Annotated in this window: 6 protein-coding genes; 3 read left to right on the top strand and 3 right to left on the bottom strand. The window is 73.0% G+C overall.

The features are described from left to right. Together VQ03_RS00655 and VQ03_RS00650 are read right to left on the bottom strand one after the other, a co-directional pair. The coding region (locus VQ03_RS00655) for a xanthine dehydrogenase family protein molybdopterin-binding subunit (protein ID WP_048448915.1) at positions 1-2,943 on the bottom strand (2,943 nt) is incomplete at its 3' end. Then, positions 2,940-3,473, bottom strand: coding sequence for a (2Fe-2S)-binding protein (locus tag VQ03_RS00650; protein WP_048448914.1), 534 nt, complete (start codon positions 3,471-3,473; stop codon positions 2,940-2,942). The genes VQ03_RS00655 and VQ03_RS00650, both read right to left, overlap by 4 nt. A gap of 366 nt (positions 3,474-3,839) precedes the next feature. Between VQ03_RS00650 and VQ03_RS00645 the strand changes: the two genes are divergently transcribed. The 3 genes from VQ03_RS00645 (at position 3,840) to VQ03_RS00635 (ending at position 6,329) form a co-directional block, all read left to right on the top strand. Then, positions 3,840-4,406: a hypothetical protein gene (locus tag VQ03_RS00645; protein WP_157063887.1), complete on the top strand. Its 567-nt coding sequence runs from the start codon at positions 3,840-3,842 to the stop codon at positions 4,404-4,406. Positions 4,407-4,677: 271 nt separating this feature from the next. Then, positions 4,678-5,442: a histidine phosphatase family protein gene (locus tag VQ03_RS00640; RefSeq protein WP_048448912.1), complete on the top strand. Its 765-nt coding sequence runs from the start codon at positions 4,678-4,680 to the stop codon at positions 5,440-5,442. Beyond that, complete coding sequence (locus VQ03_RS00635) at positions 5,439-6,329, top strand: NAD(P)H-hydrate dehydratase (RefSeq protein ID WP_048448911.1); 891 nt, start codon at positions 5,439-5,441, stop codon at positions 6,327-6,329. The genes VQ03_RS00640 and VQ03_RS00635 overlap by 4 nt, the downstream gene beginning before the upstream one ends. A gap of 18 nt (positions 6,330-6,347) precedes the next feature. Here VQ03_RS00635 and VQ03_RS00630 read toward each other — a convergent pair whose 3' ends face one another. Further along, positions 6,348-8,018 (bottom strand): methyl-accepting chemotaxis protein, encoded by a 1,671-nt coding sequence (locus tag VQ03_RS00630; RefSeq protein WP_048448910.1) that lies wholly within the window; start codon positions 8,016-8,018, stop codon positions 6,348-6,350. Between the last annotated feature and the right edge of the window lie 15 nt (positions 8,019-8,033).

The raw sequence follows: 8,033 nt of genomic DNA, 5'->3' as shown, positions 1-8,033 counted from the left end.
GGGGGGGGCGCCGCCCCGCCGCTCGGCGCCCAGCGCGTTGCGCGGGGTGTGGCAGGCGCCGCAATGGCCAAGGCCTTCCACGAGATAGGCGCCGCGGTTCCAGTCCGGGCCGCGGGCCGGATCGGCGAAGGCGGCCGGGCGGTGGAACAGGGCGTTCCAGGCCGCCATCAGCGGCCGGACGCGGAAGGGAAAGCGCAGGGCCGTCTCGGGGACCGCATTCGCCACCGGGCCCTGAGCCATCAGGTAGGCGTAGAGCGCCTGCAGGTCGCGCTCCGATACGGCGGCGAAGCTCGTATAGGGGTGGGCCGGGTAGAGGTGGTGCCCGTCCCGCGAGATGCCTTCGCGCATCGCCCGGGCGAAGGCGGGGTAGGACCAGGCCCCCAGGCCGGTCGCCGCGTCCGGCGTGATGTTCGAGGCGTAGACGATGCCGAACGGCGTCTCGAGCCCACGCCCGCCCGCGAAGGACCGGCCGTCCGGCCCGGCATGGCAGACGAGGCAGGCGCCGGCCGCCGCGACGAGGCGCCCCTGCGCGATCGTGGCGGCGGAATAGGCCGCCGGGTCCGGCCGCTCGATCGACGGATAGGCCGGGCGCCAGGGCAGGAGGGTCGCGGCGAGGGCGAGCGCCCCGGCGCCGGCCCCGAACAGGCCGGCGAGCAGGCCGCGGCGCCGGCGCGGCGGCCCGTCGGGTCCGGCGATCCGCGGCGGGTTGAGGGCGGCGCGGACGGATTCGGCGGTGAGGGGCAGCTCGCGGAAGCGGATGCCGGTGGCGTCGAACAGCGCGTTGGTGATCGCCGCCGCGCTCGGCACCGAGGCCGACTCGCCGGCGCCCAGAGGCGGCTGGTCGGGCTGCGGCACCATCAGCACGTCGATGTCGGGCACCTGCGGGAAGGCGAGGATCGGGTAGCTGCCCCATTCCCGGCTCGTCACCCCGGTGGCGTCGAAGCCGACCGATTCCCTCAAGACCCGGCTCGTCGCCTGGATGACGTTGCCGTGGATCTGGTGGCGCACCCCGTCCGGGTTGATCATCAGGCCGGAATCCTGGCCCACCACCACCCGGGTGACGGCGACCTCGCCGGTGACCCGGTTGACCGCCACATCCGCCACCCAGGCGGCCCAGGCGGCGGCCTTTCCGGGGAACGGCCCGTGGACGTAGACCGCGTAGGCGAAGCCGCGCCCGTACAGGATGTCCCCGGAGCCTCCGTGAGTGCCGGGCCCGGTATGCGGCACCCAGGCGGCCCGCTCGGCCACCGCCCGGACGAGGTCCGCGGCGCGGGGATCGGGCAGGTAGCGCAGGCGGTACGCGATCGGATCGACGCCCGCGGCGGTGGCGAGCTCGTCGATGTAGGATTCGTGCGCGAAGGTGTTGGGCAGGGCCGAGACGCCGCGCATCCAGGAAGCGCGGGCGATCGGCGGCATGTCGTGCACCGTCACCCGGGCGTTGCCGAAGGCGTAGGGCGGCACCGCCGTGCGGTCGCCCATCGGATACACGGCCGGCCGGGGCGCGACCTTGCCGGTGAGGATCAGCGCCAGGGTCGGGGCGCCGTTCGAGGGGTAGCGGGTCTCGAAATCATAGGCCGCCGGGCCGCCCTCGGCGTCGAGGCCGCCGCGCACGTCCATGACCTGTGCTGCTCCCTTCGGCTCCCAGGCATGCTCCTGCTCGCGGGTGAGCTGCACCCGCACCGGCCGTCCGACCGCACGGGCGAGCAGGGCGGCATCGGCCGCGACGTCGTCGGCGCAGTTGCGGCCGTAGCAGCCCGCCGCCTCGTGGCGCTCGATCGCGATCCGCTCCTCGGGCATGTCGAGGAGGAGGGCGAGGTCGCTCTGCAGCCCGTGCGGGTTCTGGGTGCCCGACCACACCACCAGGTCGTCGCCCCGCTCACCTCGGCGGAACTCCGCCACGGCGCAGGACGGCCCGATCGAGCCGTGCATCTGGTAGGGCCAGACATAGGTGCGATCGAGCCGCGCCTCCGCGTGGGTCAGCGCCCGCTCGACGTCGCCGCGGTCGAGGAGCCGGCGCGCCGTCGCGGGATTGTCGCGCAGGGCCGCCTCGGGCCGGTTGAGGTCCGGCAGCCCCGCCCAGGGTCGCCAGGTCACGCGAAGGCGGCGCGCCGCCTCGGCGGCGTTCTCCTCGCGCTCGGCGACCACGCCGACGAAGTCGCCGACCGTCACCACCGCGACGAGGCCCGGGATCCCGGCGACCGAGGCCTCGTCGACCGCCGCCAGCATCCCGCCGAGGGCGGAATCGACGCCCGGGCTCGGCGGCCGGACCACCCGGCCATGCACCATGCCGGGCACCCGCACGTCGTGGATGTAGGTCCAGGCGCCGGTCGCCTTGGCGGGAATGTCGACCCGCGGCACCGGCCGGCCGACGACCCGGTAATCCGCGACCGGCTTCACCGCAGCGTCGGCATCGAGGGTCAGCTCGGTGCGCGCGCCCCGCACCAGCTCGCCGTAGGGGACGCCCAGATCCGGCTCCGCCGCGACCCGGACGATGCCCGCCTCGACGATCAGCTCCGCGGTGCCGCGGTTGAGCCGGCGCGAGGCCGCCTCGACGAGGTGGCGACGGGCGGTGGCGGCGGCCTGGCGCAGGGGCACGGCCGCGATCTGGATCGTCTCGCTCGCGATGGTGCCGCCCTGGTCGGGGGTGGTCGCCGTGCTGCCGAGCTCCATCGCGACGCCCGCCAGCGGCACGTCGAGTTCCTCGGCGACGATCTGGGCGAGCGCCGTGCGGATGCCGGTGCCGAGATCGACGTGGCCGTTGAAGGCGGTGACCCGGCCCTCCCGGTCGACCGCGAGGTAGAGCGCGCGCTGCGGCCCCGCCGCCAGGGCGGCGCCCGGCGCATCGCCGAGGCGGGGCGGGCGGCCCATCGTCTCGCGGTAGACGAGCAGGACGTCGCCCGCCTCCTGCCAATGCCGGCGTTCCGTCGCGGGATCCCGGGTCATGCCTCGTCTCCCCGGGCGCCGGCCCGCATCCGGGCGGCCGCCGCGCGCACGGCGCGCAGGATCTCGATATGGGTGCCGCAGCGGCACAGATTCGCCTGGAGACCCAGGCGGATCTCGGTCTCGCTCGGATCCGGGTTGGCGGACAGCAGCGCCACCGTGGTCATGATCATGCCGTTCAGGCAGTAGCCGCATTGCGCGGCGTTCTCGGCGATGAAGGCCTCCTGCACCGGATGCAGCCGGCCGTCCTCGCCCAGGCCCTCCAGGGTGGTGATCCGGCGGCCGACCGCGGCGCGCAGGGGAATGGTGCAGGACCGCAGCGCCCGGCCGTCGACCAGCACCGTGCAGCTGCCGCACTGGCCGAGGCCGCAGCCGTATTTCGGGCCGTTCAGCGCCAGGTCGTTGCGCAGCACGTAGAGGAGGCGGGTGCCGGGAGCGGCCTCCACCGCCACGCTCCGGCCGTTGACCGCGAGCACGTGGCGGACCGGCGCCAGCCGCGCGTCGTTGGCGATCGGGCGCCGGTCGTCCTGCATGCGTCGTGTCCTGCCCCGGCCCCGACTGTCCCGCCGGCTGCCCATAGTTCTCACAGATTTCCGCCGGGACCGGAACCGGGCCCGCCACCGATTTGCCGGGCTAGCAAGAGATTGGCCAAAGCTCGGCCGGGAGGAAGCGGGCGTCCCGTGCCGATAGCCGAACGTTCGATAGGCGACACTGTCGCTTCGGCGATTCTCAGTGCAGCGACCCGGACGCCGCCGCGACCGGGCGCCGAGCCGCAATTCACGATAAATTTTGCCCGAATGATCGGCTTAAATTTGTTAATGATTTACAGTTAAATCGATGTAACAATCTATAAAAATATTCGAATAATCATGATTTTGGAGGATATAGTGTCCAGTGATATGACCCTAAGCAGTATGCCGGAGAGCGGGTCGGAGCCGGCCCCGATCGAGGGCGCGAGTGGCGGGACGGACCCCGGCGGGGGCAGCGATGACGTCGTCGCGGTCACGGCGGCGGGCTCCGAGGAGGTCGCCACCGTCGCCGAGTCCGAGCCGTCGAGCATGTTCCGACCGACCATGCGCGACGTCGAGGCCTCCGCATCGGAGACGGGCATGACGGTCAAGCCGCGGCCGATGGAGGATCCCGCCGACGGCGAGACCCTGCCCTGTGTCGATCCGGCGGCCGACCAGACCCTGGTCCTCGGCCCTTCGGACCAGGAGGAGGCCGGCGATACAGTCACTCCCGTCGCGGAGGCGCAAGCCGGGACGACCGCGCCGGCGGTCACGCCGCAGGAGACGGCCGCGCCGATCGACACCGCGAGCCTGTTCCGTGACTGGGCCGTGATGTGGTCCGGCAATCCATCCGAGGTCGGGGCGGGCTACACCCTCGACTCGGCGCACAGCGAGGTCTGCCTGTGCGACGAGACCGGCCTGGCGGCCGGGGAGGGGGCTTCGGACCTCGCATCCTGAGTCGCCGGCTCGATATCTCCGCCAGCTCGATATCTCCGCCAAGCAGATGTCGCAGACGCGGCTGCCGGTTTCGCGACGACAATCTGCGACACGACACAAACCTAAGCGGACGAAGCGCTGGCCTGCCAACGCAAGTCTGCTTAGGGAATCTCGACGTTGCCGCGCCGTCATGAGACGAGGCCCGACGCGCCCGGACCGAAACGGCCGCAGGTCTCGGACGCTTGCGGCGCGCTCCACCTCCGCTAGCTCCCCTCGTCTCAGGGGGGAACTCATGCAGCAGCGCTGGCCGGACCGGATCTGGATCGTGCGGCACGGCGAGAGCGCCGGCAACGTCGCCCGCGACGCCGCCCACGCGGCCGGGCACACCCATATCGACATCGCCGAGCGCGACGTCGACGTGCCGTTGAGCCCGCTCGGCGAGCGCCAGGCCGCGGCGGTCGGGCGGTGGTTCGCCGAGAAGCCCGCATCCGAGCGGCCCGACGTGGTGCTGACCTCGCCCTATCGCCGGGCCGAGTCCACCGCCCGCCTGATCCGCGAGGCCGGCGGCGTCGCCGATCCCCTCCTCGACTACGTCGCCGACGAGCGCCTGCGCGAGAAGGAGTTCGGAATCCTCGACCGGCTCACTCGCGAGGGCATCACCCAGCTCCATCCCGACCAGGCCGAGTTCCGCCGCCTGCTCGGCAAGTTCTACCACCGGCCGCCGGGCGGCGAGAGCTGGTGCGACGTGATCCTGCGGCTGCGCAGCGCCCTCGACACCGTCTCGCTGCATTACGGCGGACGGCGCGTGCTGGTGGTCGGGCACCAGGTCGTGGTCCTGTGCCTGCGCTACCTCATCGAGGGCATGACCGAGGACGAGATCCTGAGGATCGACCGGGAGGGCGACGTCGCCAATTGCGCGGTGACGGAATACGCCTTCGATCCGCAACGAGGCAGCAGCGGCAAGCTGGTGCTGCAGCGCTACAATTTCGTGGCGCCGCTGACCCGGGCCGGCGCCCCGGTGACGGCCGAGCCCGACGCCACGGGAGCCGCCCGATGACCACCGAGATCACTGCCGGGACCCTGCGCGGCCTGCCCCTGCCGGATCCGGCCGGCGGCAGCAAGGAGGCGCGCGGCAGCGCCCTCGTCATCGCCGGCTCGGTCGAGGTGCCGGGCGCCGCGATCCTGGCCGGCACCGCGGCGCTCCGGGCGGGCGCCGGCAAGCTGCAGATGTCGATCGCCGCCGGCACCGCCCCGCATGCCGCCCTCGCGGTGCCCGAGGCACTGGTGGTGCGGCTGCCGGAAGGCGAGGGCGGCCATGTCGATCACCGGGTCGCCGCCGAGGTGCTGCTGCCGCGTACCGAGCGGGCCGCCGCGATCCTGGTCGGCGCCGGCATGGCCTCGGGCGATCCGACCAAGGCGCTCACCGCCGCACTCCTGACCGGTCCGGCGAAGGGCCCGTTCGTCCTCGACGCGGCGAGCATCGACGGGTTGTGCGACCAGGCCGAGGCGGTGCGGGCCCGCGGGGGCCGGGTGGTGCTGACCCCGCATGCCGGCGAGATGGCGCGCTGCCTCGGCTGCGAGCGCGACGCCGTCGAGGCCGATCCTCTTGCGGCGGCGCGCCAGGCCGCCGAGCGACTGGGCGCCGTCGTGGTGATGAAGGGAGCCGAGACCTGGATCGTCGATCCGGCGGGCGAGACCTGGCACTATTCCGGCGGCGGTGCCGGCCTCGCCACCTCGGGCTCGGGCGACGTGCTCGCCGGGATCATCGTCGGGCTGCTCGCCCGCGGGACCAAGCCGGCCGAGGCCGCCGCCTGGGGCGTGTTCCTGCACGGCGAGGCGGGGCGGCGGCTCGGCCGGAGTTGCGGGCCGATCGGCTTCCTGGCGCGGGAACTGCCCGGCGAGGTGCCGGGCCTGATGCGGGACGTGGCGCAGGGGGCGATCTGAGCCGGTCGCCCCCGACGGTCAGGCGGCCCGCACCGTGGCGAGGAAGCGTTGCACCTCCGACGACAGGTGCTCGGAATGGCGCGACAGCTCCGAGGCCGAAGCGAGAACCTGTGACGCCGCCGCGCCGGTCTCCTCCGAAGCCTGGGCGACGCCCGCGATGGTGACGGTCACCTGGCTCGTGCCGGTCGCCGCCTGGGCGACGTTGCGCACGATCTCCTGGGTGGCGCCGCCCTGCTGCTCGACGGCGGAGGCGATGTCCGCCGCCATCGCGTCGATCTCGCGGATGCGCTCGGCGAACGTCCCGATCGCCGCGGCGGCCCGGTCGGTCACCCCCTGGATCTCGCCGATCTGCCCGGCGATCGCGTCGGTGGCGCGCGCCGTCTGGTCCGCCAGCCCCTTCACCTCGGCCGCCACCACGGCGAAGCCGCGTCCCGCCTCGCCAGCCCGGGCCGCCTCGATCGTGGCGTTCAGGGCCAGGAGGTTGGTCTGCCGCGCGACGCCGGCGATCAGGCCGACCATCTCGCCGACCCGCTCCGAGGTCGTCTTCATCATCTGGACGAGGCGCGCGGTCTGGTCGGCCTCGGCCACGGCCTGGCGGGCCAGCCCGGCCGAGCCCTGGACCCGCCGCCCGATCTCCTCGACGGAGGCGCCGAGCTCCTCGGTCGCCGCCGCCACGGTGGTGACGTTCGTGGACGCCTCCTCGGCGGCGCCCGCCACCGTGCCCGATCGCGCGGCCGTATCGGCCGCGCTCGCCGTCAACTGTCCGGCCGTGGCCTGCAGCTCCGTGGCCGCCGCCGAGACCAGGGTGACGATGCCGCCGACCGCGTTCTCGAAGGTGTCGGCCACCTGGCGCATGCCGGCCTGGCGCTGCTCCTCGGCCGAGGCCCGCGCGAGGGCGGTGTCCTGCTCCAGCTGACGGGTCCAGATCAGGGTCTCGCGCGACGCCTCGACGGCAGCCGCGATGGCGCCGATCTCGTCGGCGCGGGCGGTGCAGGGCACGGGCGCGGCGAGGTCGCCGGAGGCAAGGTCCCGAATGCGCCGGATCAGGCGGTCGATCGGCCGCGCGACGCCGACGACGACGTAGGCGATGCCCGCCAGCCCGGCGGCGAGGGCGATGCAGCACAGGAGCCCGGTCAACCACAGGGCGTGGGCATAGGTCGCCTCGGCCGCGAGGCGGGCCTGCTCGCTTCCCGCGGCATTGAGGGTGGTATCGCGATCGAGGGTGTCCAGGGCGGCCTCGAACGGACGGCGCGACTCCTGGAACAGGTCGTTCAAGGCGCGCTGGTCCTTCGACCGGGCGGCCGCCATGATCTTCGTGTGCATCGTAATGTAACCGGCCCAGTGCTGCCGGAACACGGTCCAGAGGGCCCTTTCCTCGGGGCTCGAGATCAACGCTTCGTAGCGGGAGGTGCTCGCGTCGACTTCCTTGGCGCGGCGGCTGGCGATGGCATCGATCTCGTGCACCGGTTCGGTCGCCATGACGTAGCGGGCGTCAACGAGGCGCAGGCGCGTCACGTCGTGCTTGAGCTCGCCGAGGTGGCGAACGCTCGGCAGCCAGTTTTCCGAGATCTCGACGGTATTCGCGTTCATCGCGCGCAGCCGTGACGCACCGAGCATCCCCTGCGCAAGCAGGCTTAGCGAGAGCAGCGTGATCAATCCACCTAAGACATGGGAGAGTTTTATTTTCATGGGCCGTCTCTTTCG

Origin of the sequence: Methylobacterium tarhaniae (genome assembly GCF_001043955.1) — a bacterium.
Taxonomy (GTDB): Bacteria; Pseudomonadota; Alphaproteobacteria; order Rhizobiales; family Beijerinckiaceae; genus Methylobacterium; species Methylobacterium tarhaniae.
The sequence above is the reverse complement of the archived record's forward strand: the minus strand, read 5'-3'. Positions and strand labels throughout refer to the sequence as shown.